The following is a 20,328-nucleotide window of genomic DNA, read 5'->3' on the forward strand; positions in this document are numbered from 1 at the left end:
GGATATGCAGCTTTGCGCACGCCCCCGTTGCAATCACTCAAATCTCGCTGCTCTGCTACGGCCAGCAAGAAATTTGGGGATGGGCTATGGCAACCTCCGTTGACCAGGGAAATCTGTCGGCATCTGCAACTGGTAGCGACGCGCTGCTCGAACGGGCGGTGCCATTGTCGGAAGCACAGCTTCTCGCGCAGGCGACCGAGCCTGCAACGAAGGCCGATCCTGTTCCCGTCGATGCCGGCTCCGGCCAGCCCATCCAGGCTGCCCAGCCGAATGCAGCGCCACCGGCCCAGGCCAATCCAGCTGAATACGCGGCCGACGCCTCGAATGTCGTCCATCTGCCTGCCAATATCTCCGTCGACAACATCAAGGTCGACGGCAAGAACCTGATCCTCGAGCAGGCCGACGGCACCGAGATCGTCGTCAAGGATGCCGCCTCCAACGTGCCGACCTTCATGCTCGGCGACGTCGAGCTCCCGCGTGTCGCCTTGATCGCAGCGCTTGAAGCTGGCGGCGTCGATGTCGCATTTGGCCCCGACGGATCGATTTCGGTCGGACCTGGTTCGGCCAACAGCTCCGGCGGCAATTTTGAGGCCCCTATTGGTGGTATCGGCAATGGCTTCGACCTTTCGGCCCTGCTGCCGCCGACGGCGCTGCAATTCCCGCAATACGAGTACCGCGAACTCTATGCCGGCCTTGAAGAACGGGATACCGAACCGACGATCGATGTCGGCACCGGGTTCTTTGTCGATGAAGAGGCGCTCTCTGACGGATCCAATCCCGGCAGCGATGTCGAGCAGGCGTCCGGCTCGTTCAACATTTCATCCGGCAATGACATCGGCAGCCTGGTTATCAATGGCATCGACGTCACAAATGGCGGCCAGGTCACAGGCACCTACGGCACACTGACCGTTACCGGTGACCCGCAAAGCGGATATAGCTGGACTTACGTCCTCAACGACAACACCCTGGACCACCTCGACAAAACGTCGACCGGTACCGCCGAAGGCATCTTCGACAGCTTCAACGTGGTGGTTACCGATACTGACGGCGATCCAGCTTCGGCCACGCTCAACATTGATGTCCTGGATGACGGCCCGACGCTCAGCGTTCAGGCAAACACGGAAACGTCCGGCGGCCTCGTCATCGAGCTGGACGAATCCGTCGGCCCGGACCGCTACAACACCGGCGAAGTCGAGAGCGGCACCAACACCAACACAGATGATGCAGCGCCCGCACTGGCGCAGAACGCTACAGCACTGGTCGGCGGCCTTGCTTCGCTGTTTTCCGTCGGCGGTGTCTACGGCGCTGACGGCGCAGGCCAAACTATCGGTTCGTTCTCGTTCACCGGCATTCCGGATGCAGGCCTCGCCACCAACCTGTCGGCAACCGACGGCGGCGCGATCACGCTGTTTCTGGAAGGCGGCGAGATCATCGGCCGCGACACCGACAACAACATGGTGCTCAAGATCGCCATCGTTGGCGCGCCCGGCTCCGAGCAGCTGCAGACGACGCTTTATGAAGCGCTCGACCATGGCCAGGATTCCAACCAGTTCGATTCCGGCCAGATCCTGGCGCTGACCCAGGGCAACAAGATCGAGCTGCAATATGAGGTCACACGCACCGACGGCGACGGTGACAGCATCACCCAGACGGCGACCGTGCCGCTGGCCGACAGCCAGGGCTCCGGCTTCGTCTTCGACGACGACGGTCCCAGCCTGACGGTTGCCGCCAATGAGGGTGCGGCTGCCCAGCTTGCCGTTGAACTCGACGAAACCGTCGGCGCCGACCGCTACAACACTGGCGAGGTCGAGAGCGGCACCAACACCAACACCGATGATGCCGCGGGCGTTCTGGCGCAGGTTTCGAGCAATGTGACCGGCGGCCTGACGCAGCTCTTCACCATCGGCGGCGACTTCGGCTCGGACGGCCCGGGTAAGGTCACCAGCACGCTGAGCTTCACCGGCATTCCGGACGCAGGCCTTGCCACCAACCTGTCGGCAACCGACGGCGGCGCGATCACGCTGTTCCTCGAAGGCGACGAGATCATCGGCCGCGACACCGACAACAACATGGTGCTCAAGATCGCCATCGTTGGCGCGCCCGGCTCCGAGCAGCTGCAGACGACGCTTTATGAAGCGCTCGACCATGGCCAGGATTCCAACCAGTTCGATTCCAGCCAGATCCTGGCGCTGACCCAGGGCAACAAGATCGAGCTGCAATATGAGGTCACACGCACCGACGGCGACGGTGACAGCATCACCCAGACGGCGACCGTGCCGCTGGCCGACAGCCAGGGCTCCGGCTTCGTCTTCGACGACGACGGTCCCAGCCTGACGGTTGCCGCCAATGAGGGTGCGGCTGCCCAGCTTGCCGTTGAACTCGACGAAACCGTCGGCGCCGACCGCTACAACACTGGCGAGGTCGAGAGCGGCACCAACACCAACACCGATGATGCCGCGGGCGTTCTGGCGCAGGTTTCGAGCAATGTGACCGGCGGCCTGACGCAGCTCTTCACCATCGGCGGCGACTTCGGCTCGGACGGCCCGGGTAAGGTCACCAGCACGCTGAGCTTCACCGGCATTCCGGACGCAGGCCTTGCCACCAACCTGTCGGCAACCGACGGCGGCGCGATCACGCTGTTCCTCGAAGGCGGCGAGATCATCGGCCGCGACACCGACAACAACATGGTGCTCAAGATCGCCATCGTTGGCGCGCCCGGCTCCGAGCAGCTGCAGACGACGCTTTATGAAGCGCTCGACCATGGCCAGGATTCCAACCAGTTCGATTCCGGCCAGATCCTGGCGCTGACCCAGGGCAACAAGATCGAGCTGCAATATGAGGTCACACGCACCGACGGCGACGGTGACAGCATCACCCAGACGGCGACCGTGCCGCTGGCCGACAGCCAGGGCTCCGGCTTCGTCTTCGACGACGACGGTCCGAAGCTCGCCGGCAAGGCCCAGCTCGTCGCAACTGTCGACGAAGACGGGCTTGGCAATAGCCAATCCACAGGCAATGCAGACGCCGGCAAAACAGGCGAAGTGACCGGGACCAACCTGGCCGTCGCAACGGGCAATGCGGGTGCGCTGCTGTCGCTTGTCGATTTCGGCCAGGATGGGCCTCACCCGACAAAAGCATTCAGCCTCCTCACCCAGGCTATTCCGGTGGACTCCGGCTTCAATTCAAAAGGCGGCGATGTCGTCATCGTTTCCGACGGAACGACCTTGACGGGCTATGTCAATGTCGGAGGCGGCGCGGGATTTGACGCGGGTACCGACCGGGCTGTCTTCACGCTCGTGGTGGGCGGCGATGGCTCCTATGTCTTTACCTTGATCGACCAGATCGATCACCCTGCCCTGACCGGACAACCGGGTGACGACGCCGAAAACCTGCTCACCGACAGCGGCATCGACCTGTCGTCGTTTGTCGTGGCCATGGATGGCGACGGAGACACCATTGGTCTGGGCGCAGGCTCGTTCCAGGTCCAGGTGCTCGACGATATCCCGACGATCATCGCCCGCGACGCCGATTCGACGACGACCACGACGACGGAAACGATTGTCTACACGCTGCAGGCGGGAAATACCGACGTTCGCGGCATGGATGGCACCGGCAACCATGACATCAAGCTGACGGGTATCGACGTCAACGAAGGCGACAATTCCGTCAACACCACGGGCACCAAGATCGGCGTCGGCGACGGCCAGATCATCGACGGCTATGAAACCCATCCGAAGACAACTGGTCCCGAAATCCTGACGATGGATTTCGTCAACAACCTGTCCATCACGCCCAACAATCCCAACCCGCCGATTGTCACCGATGGCGGCTCGTACGACGTCAGTTCGGTCACCTTCAGTATCGATGTTGCCGAAGCGAAGGGAATCGAGTCCGCCGTCCTGTTCATCGGCGCCAAGGATGGCGGTGCATTCGAGGCTGTCACCGTCAAGATCAACGGTGTCTCGATCGTGGGCACCCCCGTCTTCGAGGGGGGAGTCCAGGTCGGCTACGCCTTCGGCAGTGTGCCCGACGGTGCCACCATCGAGGTCACCGGCAACACGCCCTTCGACCAGCTTAGGGTTGGCAACTACAACGGCTTCACCTTCGACTCGACCGCTGGCGGGACGGACACGACGCTCACGGGCGGCAATCCGTTCAAAATCTACGGGATCGAGGCGAAGGTCACTATCACGACCACGGTGACCGAGGTCTTCCGTGTCAGTCATGACGAGTCTGCCGGCGTCAATACCGGCAGCGATCCTAATCCGGCCAACGACGTCGCTCTGGTGCCTCACCCGGCGCTGATCGATGGCGCCTTCGGTTATGCCAAGTCGTCGGCATCCGTACTGACGCTGTTCCAGAATGTTTCAGTCGGTGCGGACGATGACGCCACCTTTGCCTATGCGATTACCGACGCCAACGGCAACGCGCTCAGCAATGTCGATTCCGGGCTGAAGAGCCTCGACGGCACGGCGATCATGCTCTCCACCGACGGAAATGGTGTCCTGGTCGGCACTGCCGGCGGCGAAACCGTTTTCAAAGTCTATGTCGACGTTGATGGCACCGTCTGGATTGCTCAATACAAGCCGATTGCACATGCAATTGACGGCTCGAGCGCGGCCGCCTTCGATGACATCGCGACAATCGCAGCGGAGCTTCACGTCAAGGCGACGATCACTGACTTCGACGGCGATTCGACTTCGGCGGTTTCCGATGTGGCACTTGCCATCGACTTCCAGGACGACGGTCCCGTTGCCCAGAACGACCAGAACTCGGTCACCGAGGACGGTCCCGTTTCGGCCAGCGGCAACGTGGTCACGGATGGACCGGGAGCAGACGCCACCGGCACGGACGGCTTTGGTTCGATCGCATGGGATGGCGCTGCGGGAACTGTTGTCGCCGGCACCTATGGCCAGCTCACCGTCGGCGTCGACGGCAGCTATACCTACACGCTCTACACGCAGGCACAGAACCCTGCGGGCTATGCCGCCGTGCAGGGGCTTTCCGCCAACGAGACGCTTGCGGAGTCGTTCGACTACACCTTGACCGATGGCGACGGCGATAGCTCGCCGGCAACGCTGATCATCACCATCAATGGTGCTGACGACGGCGTGACAATTGGTGGGCTGACCCCGAGCGCTGAAGGCGGCGACGCCGTCGTCGACGAAAAGGGCCTGCCGCCTCGCTCCGGGGAACCTGCCGGCTCCGGCGAGGCGTTGCCCAACCCGAACGACAATTCGGACACGTCGGAAACGACCACCGGCAATTTCAACTTCACTTCGCCTGACGGGCTGCAGTCGCTGACGATCGCCGGAACAGTGATCAGCTACGCCCAGCTTGCCGCCTCGGGCAGCACGCCCATCACCATCGCCGGCGGCCCCGCCTACGGCACGCTGATCATCAACGGCTTCACCGGAACCCAGGCCGGCGGTACGGTCCAGTACCGCTTCACCCTGACCGACAACCTAGCCACACATCCCGACAACGCCCTCAGCGGCGTCGATGGCGACAGCGACCGTGGCTCCGCCGATCAACTATTCGCCGATTATGCGATCTCGGTTACCGACACCGACGGCAGCTCTGCGCCTGGAACCCTGTCAATCGCAATCAACGACGATGGCCCGACGGCCAACAACGACGTTGCCACGCAGGGTGCTGAGAACCAGGCGTTCACGATCAATGCGTTTGCCAACGACGTGTTCGGCGCCGACGGCGTCGACATCGACAACAACCCGGCGGTGGCGGTGACCTTCACCCAGCCGACGCAGGGCGTCGTCACCTATAATGCGGCCACCGGCCTGTTCACCTACACGCCGAATGCCGGCGCCGGCAGCAGCTCGACCGCCGACAGCTTCACCTACACCATCAAGGACGGCGACGGCGACGTCTCGACCGCAACCGTGTCGCTGACCCTTGCCGCGGATTCGACCCCGACGGTCACCGTGACCGACGGCATCGTCGACGAGAAGGGCCTTGCCAACGGTTCCGGCGAGGTTGCCAACCCGGCTGCCAACACCGACAACTCCGAGACCACGACCGGCACCTTCACTGTCGGCACCGGCAGCGACGGCCTGGCCAAGCTCGAGATCCAGGACAAGGACGGCATCTGGCAGAACGTCACCGGCGGCGGCACCGTCCAGGGCGCCAATGGCGTGCTGACGGTGACCAACACTGCCGGCGCCTACAGCTGGAGCTACACCCTCAGCAACAACCTGCTCAGCCATGACGACAACGCCCTCAGCGGCGTCGATGGCGACAGCGACCGCGGTGCCGCCGACCAGAAGCCCGGCGACAACTTCCAGGTTCGCGTCGAAGACAGCGACGGCGACGTCTCCGCACCCGACACGCTGACCATCACCGTCAATGACGATGGCCCGACGGCCAACAACGACGTTGCCACGCAGGGTGCTGAGAACCAGGCGTTCACGATCAATGCGTTTGCCAACGACGTGTTCGGCGCCGACGGCGTCGACATCGACAACAACCCGGCGGTGGCGGTGACCTTCACCCAGCCGGCGCAGGGTGTCGTCACCTACAATGCGGCCACCGGCCTGTTCACCTACACGCCGAATGCCGGCGCCGGCAGCAGCTCGACCGCTGACAGCTTCACCTACACCATCAAGGATGGCGACGGCGACGTCTCGACCGCAACCGTGTCGCTGACCCTGGCAGCAGATTCGACCCCGACGGTCACCGTGACCGACGGCATCGTCGACGAGAAGGGCCTTGCCAACGGTTCCGGCGAGGTTGCCAACCCGGCTCCCAATACCGACAACTCCGAGACCACGACCGGCACCTTCACCGTTGCCACCGGCAGCGATGGCCTGGCCAAGCTCGAGATCCAGGACAAGGACGGCATCTGGCAGAACGTCACCGGCGGCGGCACCGTCCAGGGCGCCAATGGCGTGCTGACGGTGACCAACACTGCCGGCGCCTACAGCTGGAGCTACACCCTCAGCAACAACCTGCTCAGCCATGACGACAACGCCCTCAGCGGCGTCGATGGCGACAGCGACCGCGGTGCAGCCGACCAGAAGCCCGGCGACAACTTCCAGGTTCGCGTCGAAGACAGCGACGGCGACGTCTCCGCACCCGACACGCTGACCATCACCGTCAATGACGATGGCCCGACGGCCAACAACGACGTTGCCACGCAGGGTGCTGAGAACCAGGCGTTCACGATCAATGCGTTTGCCAACGACGTGTTCGGCGCCGACGGCGTCGACATCGACAACAACCCGGCGGTGGCGGTGACCTTCACCCAGCCGGCGCAGGGTGTCGTCACCTACAATGCGGCCACCGGCCTGTTCACCTACACGCCGAATGCCGGCGCCGGCAGCAGCTCGACCGCTGACAGCTTCACCTACACCATCAAGGATGGCGACGGCGACGTCTCGACCGCAACCGTGTCGCTGACCCTGGCAGCAGATTCGACCCCGACGGTCACCGTGACCGACGGCATCGTCGACGAGAAGGGCCTTGCCAACGGTTCCGGCGAGGTTGCCAACCCGGCTCCCAATACCGACAACTCCGAGACCACGACCGGCACCTTCACCGTTGCCACCGGCAGCGATGGCCTGGCCAAGCTCGAGATCCAGGACAAGGACGGCGTCTGGCAGAACGTGACCGGCGGCGGCACCGTCCAGGGCGCCAATGGCGTGCTGACGGTGACCAACAATGCAGGCACCTACAGCTGGAGCTACACCCTTGCCAACAACCTGCTGAGCCATGACGACAACGCCCTCACCGGCGTCGATGGCGACAGCGACCGCGGTGCAGCCGACCAGAAGCCCGGCGACAACTTCCAGGTTCGCGTCGAAGACAGCGACGGCGACGTCTCCGCACCCGACACGCTGACCATCACCGTCAATGACGATGGCCCGACGGCCAACAACGACGTTGCCACGCAGGGTGCTGAGAACCAGGCGTTCACGATCAATGCGTTTGCCAACGACGTGTTCGGCGCCGACGGCGTCGACATCGACAACAACCCGGCGGTGGCGGTGACCTTCACCCAGCCGACGCAGGGCGTCGTCACCTATAATGCGGCCACCGGCCTGTTCACCTACACGCCGAATGCCGGCGCCGGCAGCAGCTCGACCGCCGACAGCTTCACCTACACCATCAAGGACGGCGACGGCGACGTCTCGACCGCAACCGTGTCGCTGACCCTTGCCGCGGATTCGACCCCGACGGTCAGCGTGACCGACGGCACCGTCGACGAGAAGGGTCTTGCCAACGGTTCCGGCGAGGTTGCCGACCCGGCTGCCAACACCGACAACTCCGAGACCACGACCGGCACCTTCACTGTCGGCACCGGCAGCGACGGCCTGGCCAAGCTCGAGATCCAGGACAAGGACGGCATCTGGCAGAACGTCACCGGCGGCGGCACCGTCCAGGGCGCCAATGGCGTGCTGACGGTGACCAACACTGCCGGCGCCTACAGCTGGAGCTACACCCTCAGCAACAACCTGCTCAGCCATGACGACAACGCCCTCAGCGGCGTCGATGGCGACAGCGACCGCGGTGCAGCCGACCAGAAGCCCGGCGACAACTTCCAGGTTCGCGTCGAAGACAGCGACGGCGACGTCTCCGCACCCGACACGCTGACCATCACCGTCAATGACGATGGCCCGACGGCCAACAACGACGTTGCCACGCAGGGTGCTGAGAACCAGGCGTTCACGATCAATGCGTTTGCCAACGACGTGTTCGGCGCCGACGGCGTCGACATCGACAACAACCCGGCGGTGGCGGTGACCTTCACCCAGCCGACGCAGGGCGTCGTCACCTATAATGCGGCCACCGGCCTGTTCACCTACACGCCGAATGCCGGCGCCGGCAGCAGCTCGACCGCCGACAGCTTCACCTACACCATCAAGGACGGCGACGGCGACGTCTCGACCGCAACCGTGTCGCTGACCCTTGCCGCGGATTCGACCCCGACGGTCAGCGTGACCGACGGCACCGTCGACGAGAAGGGTCTTGCCAACGGTTCCGGCGAGGTTGCCGACCCGGCTGCCAACACCGACAACTCCGAGACCACGACCGGCACCTTCACTGTCGGCACCGGCAGCGACGGCCTGGCCAAGCTCGAGATCCAGGACAAGGACGGCGTCTGGCAGAACGTGACCGGCGGCGGCACCGTCCAGGGCGCCAATGGCGTGCTGACGGTGACCAACAATGCAGGCACCTACAGCTGGAGCTACACCCTTGCCAACAACCTGCTGAGCCATGACGACAACGCCCTCACCGGCGTCGATGGCGACAGCGACCGCGGTGCAGCCGACCAGAAGCCCGGCGACAACTTCCAGGTTCGCGTCGAAGACAGCGACGGCGACGTCTCCGCACCCGACACGCTGACCATCACCGTCAATGACGATGGCCCGACGGCCAACAACGACGTTGCCACGCAGGGTGCTGAGAACCAGGCGTTCACGATCAATGCGTTTGCCAACGACGTGTTCGGCGCCGACGGCGTCGACATCGACAACAACCCGGCGGTGGCGGTGACCTTCACCCAGCCGACGCAGGGCGTCGTCACCTATAATGCGGCCACCGGCCTGTTCACCTACACGCCGAATGCCGGCGCCGGCAGCAGCTCGACCGCCGACAGCTTCACCTACACCATCAAGGACGGCGACGGCGACGTCTCGACCGCAACCGTGTCGCTGACCCTTGCCGCGGATTCGACCCCGACGGTCAGCGTGACCGACGGCACCGTCGACGAGAAGGGTCTTGCCAACGGTTCCGGCGAGGTTGCCGACCCGGCTGCCAACACCGACAACTCCGAGACCACGACCGGCACCTTCACTGTCGGCACCGGCAGCGACGGCCTGGCCAAGCTCGAGATCCAGGACAAGGACGGCATCTGGCAGAACGTCACCGGCGGCGGCACCGTCCAGGGCGCCAATGGCGTGCTGACGGTGACCAACACTGCCGGCGCCTACAGCTGGAGCTACACCCTCAGCAACAACCTGCTCAGCCATGACGACAACGCCCTCAGCGGCGTCGATGGCGACAGCGACCGCGGTGCCGCCGACCAGAAGCCCGGCGACAACTTCCAGGTTCGCGTCGAAGACAGCGACGGCGACGTCTCCGCACCCGACACGCTGACCATCACCGTCAATGACGATGGCCCGACGGCCAACAACGACGTTGCCACGCAGGGTGCTGAGAACCAGGCGTTCACGATCAATGCGTTTGCCAACGACGTGTTCGGCGCCGACGGCGTCGACATCGACAACAACCCGGCGGTGGCGGTGACCTTCACCCAGCCGACGCAGGGCGTCGTCACCTATAATGCGGCCACCGGCCTGTTCACCTACACGCCGAATGCCGGCGCCGGCAGCAGCTCGACCGCCGACAGCTTCACCTACACCATCAAGGACGGCGACGGCGACGTCTCGACCGCAACCGTGTCGCTGACCCTTGCCGCGGATTCGACCCCGACGGTCAGCGTGACCGACGGCACCGTCGACGAGAAGGGTCTTGCCAACGGTTCCGGCGAGGTTGCCGACCCGGCTGCCAACACCGACAACTCCGAGACCACGACCGGCACCTTCACTGTCGGCACCGGCAGCGACGGCCTGGCCAAGCTCGAGATCCAGGACAAGGACGGCATCTGGCAGAACGTCACCGGCGGCGGCACCGTCCAGGGCGCCAATGGCGTGCTGACGGTGACCAACACTGCCGGCGCCTACAGCTGGAGCTACACCCTCAGCAACAACCTGCTCAGCCATGACGACAACGCCCTCAGCGGCGTCGATGGCGACAGCGACCGCGGTGCCGCCGACCAGAAGCCCGGCGACAACTTCCAGGTTCGCGTCGAAGACAGCGACGGCGACGTCTCTGCTCCCGACACGCTGACCATCACCGTCAACGACGATGGCCCGACGGCCAACAACGACGTTGCCACGCAGGGTGCTGAGAACCAGGCGTTCACGATCAATGCGTTTGCCAACGACGTGTTCGGCGCCGACGGCGTCGACATCGACAACAACCCGGCGGTGGCGGTGACCTTCACCCAGCCGACGCAGGGCGTCGTCACCTATAATGCGGCCACCGGCCTGTTCACCTACACGCCGAATGCCGGCGCCGGCAGCAGCTCGACCGCTGACAGCTTCACCTACACCATCAAGGATGGCGACGGTGACGTCTCGACCGCAACCGTGTCGCTGACCCTGGCAGCAGATTCGACCCCGACGGTCACCGTGACCGACGGCATCGTCGACGAGAAGGGCCTTGCCAACGGTTCCGGCGAGGTTGCCAACCCGGCTCCCAATACCGACAACTCCGAGACCACGACCGGCACCTTCACCGTTGCCACCGGCAGCGATGGCCTGGCCAAGCTCGAGATCCAGGACAAGGACGGCGTCTGGCAGAACGTGACCGGCGGCGGCACCGTCCAGGGCGCCAATGGCGTGCTGACGGTGACCAACAATGCAGGCACCTACAGCTGGAGCTACACCCTTGCCAACAACCTGCTCAGCCATGACGACAACGCCCTCACCGGCGTCGATGGCGACAGCGACCGCGGTGCAGCCGACCAGAAGCCCGGCGACAACTTCCAGGTTCGCGTCGAAGACAGCGACGGCGACGTCTCCGCACCCGACACGCTGACCATCACCGTCAATGACGATGGCCCGACGGCCAACAACGACGTTGCCACGCAGGGTGCTGAGAACCAGGCGTTCACGATCAATGCGTTTGCCAACGACGTGTTCGGCGCCGACGGCGTCGACATCGACAACAACCCGGCGGTGGCGGTGACCTTCACCCAGCCGACGCAGGGCGTCGTCACCTATAATGCGGCCACCGGCCTGTTCACCTACACGCCGAATGCCGGCGCCGGCAGCAGCTCGACCGCCGACAGCTTCACCTACACCATCAAGGACGGCGACGGCGACGTCTCGACCGCAACCGTGTCGCTGACCCTGGCAGCAGATTCGACCCCGACGGTGTCGTCGAAGACGAACCTTGTCGTTGACGAAGACGGCTTTGCCAATGCTGCGGTCGACACCTCGACGACACGCGCCGACGAGACGGACTCGACCGAGAGCCTGACGCAGTCGGGCACTGCGGTGGTCAACTTCGGCAACGACGTTCCTGCCAACCTCGCCGCCTCGATCACCCTGGTCGACACGGTCGGCCTGGACGGACAGTTGCAGACGCTGGCCGGCAATGCCGTGAATTTCGGCCTCGAGAGCGGCGCCCTGGTCGGACGTGACAGTGTCACCAATGTCGAGGTGATCCGCATCGCGGTCACCGGCGCAGTGTCGGGGCCTGGTGCGGGCGATGTGACCTACACATACTCGACGACGCTGAGCCAGCCAATCAAGCACACTGCCGGCGCCATCGAGAACAGCGCGGTGCTGTCTGGTGTCACCTTCCAGGCGACCGACAAGGATGGCGACCCTGTCCAGGGCACCTTCAGCGTCACCGTCGTCGACGACGTGCCCCAGGCCAATGCGACTACCGCAGCGACCGTCCTTGATGACGAGGCACAGCCTGGCGGCATCACGGCCAACGAGGCGCCCGGAGATGTCGATGCGCCGGAAGCAGTGAAGATTGCCACCGGCACTCTCAACATAACGCCCGGCGCGGACGGATTGGCGTCGGTTGCCTTTTCGGCGAGCGTATCTGCTGCTGGCGAAGCCGGCGCGGTTTCGCCGCTGCAGGCGATTTATGTGGATCCGGTTACCAAGCTGCCTACCCTCGAGACGATCAGCACCAGTTGGACTGCCGATGGCGCGGGTGGCGGGACCCTTACGGGCACCAGCGCGCACTATCCGGCCGGATCGCCGGCGTTCACCCTCAAGGTCGAGGCAGACGGCGACTACACCTTTACGCTCAACGCACCTCTGTCGCACCCCCTCACCGACGAGCCCGGCGGTGCCGTGCAGACGGCCTATGAGGACAACCTCAATCTCACGTTCAACTACACGGCAACTGACCGAGACGGTGATACGAGCAGCTCGACCTTGACCATCACCGTCGATGACGACACGCCTGACGCTGTCAACGACACGGCCGTTGTCGACGAGGGCACGATTCCAAGTGTCAATGTCGTGCTGGTCATCGACACGTCCGGCAGCATGGATGATGACGATCTCGATCCAGGCCCGGGCGTTTTGACCCGTTTGGACCTCGCCAAGGCGGCAGCCCTCAATCTTCTGAACTCAGCGGGCGTCAACATCAACCAGGTGATGGTTGTTGAGTTCTACAACGGAACGACCGTCAACACCCCAATATGGGGCACTTGGAGCAACGCAGCCGACAAAGCCGACATCGAGTCGTTCATCAACAGCCGCGTTGCTGGCGGCGGCACAAGTTACGATGCCGCCACGGCGGCTGTCCGCGCAAATTGGGGAACAGGGCCTTCGGAGGCCGATTTCACCAATGTCTATTTCCTGTCGGACGGCAATCCCGATCCGAACTCCGCCGGACTTGACGCCACGGAGCAGGGAGTCTGGGAGAGCTTCCTGGTCAATCCGGACAACAATGCGGCGACAAATGACGCCATCGACAACGTCTACGCGGTCGGCATCGGCAATGGCATAACGACAGGCCCGCTCGAGCCCATCTCGTGGTCAAACGGCAATGCGAACTTCCCGCCGATCATCATTACGGAAGCGACCCAGCTCAGCCAGACGTTGACGAATACGCTGCCAAGTGCGGTGACAGGGAACGTGCTCGCGAATGATGGCGTTCCGGCAAGCGCGTTTGGCGCCGATGGCGGCTACATCAAGACAATTGTCGTCGACGGCGTGACCTACACCTACAATCCAGCCAACGGCACGATTACCGCCTCCGCTTCCGACCCTGGCCTGATTTCGAACACCGGCACACAGATCAAGATCCAAACCGACCTGGGCGGAGTGTTCGTCTTCAATTTCGCCAACAATGGCTCAAATCAGGCTGGTTCCTGGGGCTACACCGCGCCAAGCGGCGTCAGCAGCAATCAGCATGAGGTGTTTACCTACACGCTTGTGGATGGCGACGGCGACGGCAATTCAGCCACGTTGGACATCACTGTTCTGAACGTGAACAAGGTTCCGACTGGCGGCAGCGTCGCTGCTCAGCTCGATGACGAAGGACTGTCCGGAGGCAACGCCGGTGGCACGGGCGACATCGTTGTCCCGGCTCAAAGCGACAACAACGAGGCCACGTTCAGCGGCACCCTGACAGGAACGGGCGGCGATGGCGCATTGACCTACAGCTTCTCCAACCTGAACACGACCACGCAGACGGTCGGAACCGAGACGGTGCAATATGGCTGGAACGCTACGACCAACATGCTGACGGCAACCATTGCCGGAGGCACGCGAGCGGGCCAAACTCTATTCACGGTCGCATTGAACCCAGCAACCGGCGCCTACGACCTGGTTCTCATCAAGCCGGTTATGCATGCGACCGGTGGCAACGAACAGAGCATCGTTGTCAATCTGGACTACAAAGTTGCGGATTCCGATGCCGATGTCTCGGCGACGGATACGGGAACGGGCCAGCTTGCCATAACGTTCAATGACGACACCCCGGAGGGGTTTTCTGCCCAGTCGATGCGAATTGAAAACATTACCAATGCCACAGGCAGTGGCGCCCTCAACTTCTTCGAGAGCATCGGAGCGGACGGCGGATCGGTCGTCTTCACTGGCACTAACAACTCCAACCTGCAGACGACTGGCAGCACAAACATCACGTCAGGCGGTGTGCAGGTTAAGCTCTATGGCTTTGGCACCGACATGCTCGTTGCCAAGACGGGAGCCGATGCGGCTGGCAATGGCGGCACGACGGTCTTTACGGTCAAGCTTTCGCCCAATGCGAGTGTCGAGGCCCAGGACGCGTATACGGTCAAATTCTTCAAGCCACTCGACGATGGCTCAGGCCAGACCATCAATCCAAGCAACTACACGGACAACTCGTCACAAAACTACAAGGTCTTCAACGGTGCGAACGATCGCGACGTGATCATTTCGGCCGATAGCGGAGGCAGTGCTGCGCGCGTAAATGGCAGCAACAATGGTGGTCTGTACACGGACTTCGGCGTCGGAAGCGGGACGACAATTACATCCGGTGAGAAACTACGTTTCGATTTTGCAACCGGTGCTGGCGTAAGCGGTGGAGGCAACAACAGCATCAGCCCCGCATCGCTGAATCATTACCTGGTAAATGGATTTACCTTTACGCTTCAAAATTCCGGCACTTCAACACTTCTGATAACTGCTATCGACGCGGACAACGACGTTACCTTTACCGACGACACGACAACAGTACCGGTATTTGAAGTTTACAAGAATGGCGTCTTGACCTCATACACCGTCTCCGGCGGAGGCATCCTTGTCTCGGGTGTGAACGGAGACATCTTTGCCATCGTCGGCGCCAATGGCTACGACCGGATTGAACTCGGCTATAGCAGCGGCGCAAATTTCACGGTAGCGAACGTCGGATTTACGGAGTTCAATGTTGGCAATCCGCTCGCCATGAACTTCAATATTACAGCGACCGATGCAGATGGGGATACGGCAGCCGGCACGATTGGTCTCACCACGGCTCCATTGTCGGGCACTGTTGCAGGCACGAGCAGCGGAGAAACAATCGTCGCTGGTAGTGGTACCGACACGATCAATGCGGGTTCCGGCGACGATTGGCTGATAGGTGGCTCGGGTGCCGATACCCTCAATGGCGAAGGTGGCACCGACACTGCTGTTTACAGGGATTCGGCCGCAGGCGTGACTGTGACCGTGAATGGCTCGGGCACCGGGGGGGACGCCCAAGGCGACACCTTGTCAGGCATAGAGAATTTGATGGGTTCCAACTTCGCCGATACGCTGACAGGCGACGGTAGCGCCAACATTCTCTATGGCCTTGACGGCGACGACATCCTTAGCGGCGCAGGCGGGGCCGATATCCTCGACGGCGGTTTGGGTGCCGATCGCATGACGGGCGGTAGCGGTGGCGATACATTTGTCATCAGTGCCGACGCAATCGGCGCCATCAACGACGTCATCACCGATTTCAATCCAGGCCAAGGTGATCAGATCGACCTGAGCGAACTGCTGTCCGGAATCTCGGCCGGTACCAACCTTGAGACCTCAGGCTATGTCAGCATCGTCCAGAATGGCGCGAATGCCGAGCTTCAGGTCGACGTGGATGGCGGCGGCAACAATTACCAGACAGTGGCCGTGCTTGAGAACTACACCGCCGTCAACGAGGCCGTGAAGGTGCTGTTCGAAGATAATGCGGGCACCAAGCATCAGGATAACATATGATGCGTGGACAAGGGCTTGGGGTTGGCGTGACGAAATGACGGACAAGGGGCCGGGCGCAACAGGCGACGTCGGCGTCAGCATCTCGCTGGCTTCGGCGGTCGATCTCGGAACGTGGCATGCCGAGGCGGAGTTCGACATGCCAATGCTTGCGCCCAGCCCTGTTCATGTCGTCGATCCCAAGAGCCTCGGCGAAATTCTTGCGGATTCGCTGATTGTCGAACCGGTCGACATTTCGGACCTGCTGCCAGACGTTCTGGAGCCGGCGTCCGATGTCGTGCTGGTGCCCATGCTGGAAGATACGGCAACGCCATCCGGTATCCCAGGCGACCTGATCGATCTTCCAGATGCGTTTTTCATGCCAACCGTAACCTTGGCGTCATTGCTGGACGACAGCGACAAGGGGCATATTGCTTTGTGAACAGGGGACGCGGTGCGGGCAACCGGATCGCCATGATATCAGCAGGCCGGCAACAACTGCTTCCGGCGAGGAGAGGAACGATCGATGCTGTTTAAGGGATTGAAGCGGTCGGCCATCGGCGGCCTGTGTATACTTGCCTTTGCCGGGCAGGTGGCTGCGGCGGATCTAATCGACGTGCCGACGGCAAGCTATTGCCGCCTGGCGACGACGTCGGAGCTCGCGCTTAACGAGAACATCGGCGAGGTCAAGACCGAGGTCGTGCGCATGATGGACGAGGCCGTGGCTGCGGCAAACAGCTCTCAGTGGCTCGATTCTTCGCGGCCGGTCTTCGTCTGGGCATCGGAAGCCAAGGTCGCCTGCGGCAAGGCCTATGGCTACCTCAAGACCAACTATCGCGATGAGGACTATCTCAACAAATGCGAATGCTTCCATAGCCGCATGGTGGAGTACATGAACTAGCCGAGCGGCGACCGCCCTCACCTTGCGGCGGTCCTCCAATGGGCCTCGGCTCAGCATGATGATGATGAGGCATTTCGCTCCTGCACTCCTGGCCAGCCTGACGCTTTCGGCGGCAGCCTCGGCTGCGGTTCCCGAGCAAATGCGGCCACAGGCTGAAAGGCCGATTGGCGCCCGTGCGGAGGCCTGTGCCGGCCTCGGCGAAGAGGCCGACAGGAATGCATTCCGTGCGCTTGCCGCCTGCGAAGCCCACGCAAAGGAATTGCCGACAGAGTTCGCTCTTGCCGTGATGGAGATCGAGAGCTTCTACGATCCCGAGGCACGCGGCGGCGATGGCGAGGTCGGCCTCATGCAGGTGATGCCGGCGACCGCCCGGCTGATGGGTTTTCGCGGCACGCTCGACGAGCTCGCCGAGCCCCGGACCAACATATCCCTTGGGGTGCGCTATCTCGCCGGTGCGTTTCGGCTGGCGCAAGGCGATCTCTGCACGACAGTAATGAAGTACCGTGCCGGCCACGCCGAAACGCGGTTTTCAGCCCTCTCGGTGCACTATTGCCTTCGTGTCCGGGCGATTCTCGAACGGGACGGTTTCAAGGTCACCGGCACGGTGCCGGAGGCGACGTTCGGCTTCGCCGCCGTGGCCGGGCTGGGTGAGGTCAGTGCCAAGGGGTCGGCAGCACCCAAGGGCGTCTGCGTCAGGAGATCCTTTGTGCCAGGCCCACGCTACATGCGCTGCGTCGACTACCGGCCGGCTGCACAGGCGCGCCATATCCGCAGCCTGCGGGCCAAGCTGTTCGGTGGCTAACATCGCTCGAGAGCCAAGGCAAGACAACGACCTGTCCCCGCGCGGTTCGAAACCTCGGGCAACGGCAGCCGCCAATCCGGCACCACGCCTGTTCAATATTTTTGCAACAGTTAACGAGACAATGGACGGGCTGGTCAGAGGCCCCTGGGAATGACGTGGACTTTTGCCCCTTACGATGGGCAGGTGGTAATCGGGGCGCGGGCTTGCGCTCCTGGGAGGGATGATGAGGGGAACTACACGGCTGCGGCATGCCGCACTGCTGGCTTTCGCCGTGGCGTTGCCGCTCGCCGTTGCTGCGTGCCAGTCCGACACCGGCAGCGAAGACGTCCTGGGCTCGGTGGCCGACGGCCAGATTGCATCCCAGAACACATCTGCTGCGAAGACCGGGCCGACGAAATCGGGCGAAAGCCTAGGTAAGGGGCCGGTCAAGGTGTCGATGCTCCTGCCGCTGTCGGCGGGCGGCACCGCCGGCGACCGTGGCCGCAAGATGCGCGACGCAGCCGCACTCGCCATGGCCGACCTCGGCAATGACCTGCTGACCTTGAACATCGAAGACACCGGTGGCGACGAAAATCGGGCGCGCAGCTTGACGACGGGCGCGCTTGCCTCAGGTGCCAAGCTGGTCATCGGCCCTTCCGAGCAAGGGGCGGTGCGCCAACTGGCTGCAATATCGGGCGCCAACAGGCCGCTCGTCCTGGCACTCGCCGAAAACTACGCCGGCGCGCCCGGTGTCTATTCGGTCCGGCTTAACGAGGCGGACAGCGCCGCAGCCGGTGCTGCAGCCATCGCCGCCAAGGGGGCGCGCAAGTTCGTGCTGTTCATGGCCGAAGGCGAGACAGGCAAGGCGATCGAAAAACGCGTTGCCAACAGCCTCAGCATCTACGGTGCCTCGCTGGCCGTGGCGCTGCCTTTCGGCCCGTCGAGCGGCGGTTCGGAAAAGGCCGTCGCAGACATGATGGCGCTCGTCGACGATCCGCAGGCCATCGTCATCGCCAGTGGCAGCGCCAATCCTGCGCCTCTGGTCTCGGCACTGAAGGCCAAGGGCATGCTCGGCAAGGGCGTCTCGCTGATCGGCTCCACCCGCTGGCTCGAGCACGGCATCGGCGACCCGGCCTTACAGGGCGCCTACATCGCCACGCTCGACGCGGCCGAGATCGGGCCGATCGCCGACCGCTTCCGCAAGACCTACAATTACGAACCCGACATCAATGTCGCATATGGTTATGACACGGTGGCACTGGCCGCCGGCATTGCCAGTGCCATGGGTCCAAAGGGCTTCACGAAGAAGGTGATCGAAAACCCGACCGGCTTCCGCGGCTCGACTGGCATCTTCCGTTTCCGCGATGATGGTGCCGGAGAACGCGCCATGCCCTTTTTTCGCATCGACAATGGCAAGCTCAAGCAGATCGAGAAATCAACGTCGGGGTTCTGACAACTCAATTATGGAGGTTTTTGGGTTCTGATCTGGCCGCAGCGGACAGCGAACGCTTACCACCCAAAACTGGGCACTCGCTCAACGTCGGCGCATTGAAATCAGCTATAGGTCGACTCCAGCCGTTTGGCGGAGGGGGCTTTTTATAAAGCGCCTTGAATATCGCGAAATGGCGCAAGCCTGGAGATTCAATGGACGCGCTGATCTTCACTATCTGAAAGCACGATGCGCCTGGGTGCCTGTTTCGCGGTCTCGATGATGCGTTCCAGCGGTTTCATCAGGCGTGCCCCAGCTAATAGATGCCAGCGAGGATGAAGAGGCCGATGAAGATGGTCTCGGCGACGATGAGGGCGACCGCGTCGCCGCCGACGTCGAGCACGCGGCGCAATGAGGTCTTCACTCCAACAGCTACGATGCCGGCGAGTCTGGGTCCTAGCGGGGCTGACATCTCAGGCATTCGCTAGTTGCGGCAGCTCTCCACCAGACACGCTGGCGTTGCTTGACGTTGCGTTAGCCGCGTCTAATTTGCGGGCAGACTCCTGCCGCCCCTCCAAGGCATACCCAAGAGCTTAGCGCCAGCTGCGGGTCACCCCCACCCCGCCCAGCCGTAGTTGGCGCGCTCCTCCCCCACTTGAAGCAGCCAACCTCAAGTGTTGGTAGTCGGTCGTGCAAACCGCACGCCCGCTCCCCCGCCGTTTTCCGGAATGAACTCAATACCCGCGAGCTCAAGCGCGCGATGAATTGCAGCAAGATTGTTACGATGAGGGGTGCGCGTGCCCCGTTCGAAATCAACAACAGTTGTCTTGGATACTGCTGCCGCCGCAGCCAGTTCGGCCTGGCTCCAGCCAAGCATAGCCCTCGCCCCTCTGCACTGCGCTACTGAAATCGAGTTCATCGCTCAAAGTCGTTATTTTTAATTGACATTGGTCAAAAACTCGGGTTAATG

Annotated in this window: 6 protein-coding genes and 1 pseudogene; 5 read left to right on the plus strand and 2 right to left on the minus strand. The window is 62.9% G+C overall.

Features of this window, described 5'->3' with window-relative positions; genetic code table 11:
- Positions 1-86 precede the first annotated feature (86 nt).
- The 5 genes from DY201_RS27285 (at position 87) to DY201_RS27305 (ending at position 19,382) form a co-directional block, all read left to right on the plus strand.
- The gene (locus tag DY201_RS27285; protein ID WP_172582969.1) at positions 87-16,271 is read left to right on the plus strand and encodes an Ig-like domain-containing protein; all 16,185 of its coding nucleotides are present in this window, start codon (positions 87-89) and stop codon (positions 16,269-16,271) included.
- Between the two features lie 34 nt (positions 16,272-16,305).
- Entirely contained in the window at positions 16,306-16,689 is a 384-nt protein-coding gene (locus DY201_RS27290) for a hypothetical protein (RefSeq protein ID WP_115734469.1), read from the plus strand.
- Positions 16,690-16,773: 84 nt separating this feature from the next.
- Entirely contained in the window at positions 16,774-17,148 is a 375-nt protein-coding gene (locus DY201_RS27295) for a hypothetical protein (RefSeq protein ID WP_115734470.1), read from the plus strand.
- Positions 17,149-17,212: 64 nt separating this feature from the next.
- Positions 17,213-17,950, plus strand: a complete 738-nt coding sequence (locus tag DY201_RS27300; protein WP_245432189.1) for a lytic transglycosylase domain-containing protein — start codon at positions 17,213-17,215, stop codon at positions 17,948-17,950.
- 223 nt (positions 17,951-18,173) lie between these two features.
- Positions 18,174-19,382, plus strand: a complete 1,209-nt coding sequence (locus DY201_RS27305) for a type 1 periplasmic-binding domain-containing protein (RefSeq protein ID WP_115734531.1) — start codon at positions 18,174-18,176, stop codon at positions 19,380-19,382.
- Positions 19,383-19,674: 292 nt separating this feature from the next.
- Here the strand turns inward: DY201_RS27305 and DY201_RS27310 are convergent.
- Both DY201_RS27310 and DY201_RS27315 read right to left on the minus strand, forming a co-directional pair.
- A pseudogene (locus tag DY201_RS27310) lies at positions 19,675-19,806 on the minus strand (putative sulfate exporter family transporter); the annotation flags it as partial.
- Positions 19,807-20,028: 222 nt separating this feature from the next.
- Positions 20,029-20,277, minus strand: coding sequence for a helix-turn-helix domain-containing protein (locus DY201_RS27315; protein WP_280959949.1), 249 nt, complete (start codon positions 20,275-20,277; stop codon positions 20,029-20,031).
- Positions 20,278-20,328 lie beyond the last annotated feature (51 nt).

The sequence above is a fragment of the Aminobacter aminovorans genome (assembly GCF_900445235.1).
Lineage (GTDB): Bacteria > Pseudomonadota > Alphaproteobacteria > Rhizobiales > Rhizobiaceae > Aminobacter > Aminobacter aminovorans.